Annotated in this window: 1 protein-coding gene; it reads left to right on the top strand. The window is 48.5% G+C overall.

The genetic code is table 11. The features are described from left to right. Positions 1–580, top strand: a 580-nt coding sequence (locus tag AB4486_RS23295; RefSeq protein WP_102420154.1) for a group II intron maturase-specific domain-containing protein, incomplete at its 5' end; no start/stop codon positions are given. Between the last annotated feature and the right edge of the window lie 12 nt (positions 581–592).

The raw sequence follows: 592 nt of genomic DNA, 5'->3' as shown, positions 1-592 counted from the left end.
AGAGTCGATAACGGAGTTCTTGGAGCAGAAACTAAAGCTGACGGTAAACCGTAAGAAAAGTGCAGCAACGAGAGTGACAAAGCGAACTTACCTAAGCCACCGCTTCCAGATAGACGGAAGAATCGGGATATCGAAGACGGCACAAGCTCAAATGAAGAAGCGAGTACGTCAGATAACGAAGCGAAATCGAGGACGAGAGTTACAGGTGATAATCACGGAGTTAACTCAATATCTAAGAGGATGGCAACACTACTTCAAGCTTACTGTTAGTAAAAGTGCAATGCAGCGCTTAGACGAATGGATACGGCGTAGATTAAGGTGCTACCGACTAAAGCAGCGCAAACGCAGACACAGCATAGCGATATGGTTACAGCGACAAGGTGTAACGGAGCGTAATGCGTGGAAGCTAGCGATGTCAGATAAGGGTTGGTGGCATCTAGCTTCAACGCCACAGGTTAATCACGCCATGCCAATAAAATGGTTCGAGGGGTTGGGGCTGTACTCACTAAGAGATGGGTACGAGTCACTGAAAGTATATTCGGAACCGCCGTATGCGACCCACGCTTGTACGGTGGTGTGAGAGGACGGAGGC

The sequence above is a fragment of the Vibrio sp. 10N.222.55.C6 genome (assembly GCF_041473395.1).
GTDB classification, from domain to species: domain Bacteria; phylum Pseudomonadota; class Gammaproteobacteria; order Enterobacterales; family Vibrionaceae; genus Vibrio; species Vibrio crassostreae_C.
This window is presented reverse-complemented; position numbering and strand designations above follow the sequence as displayed.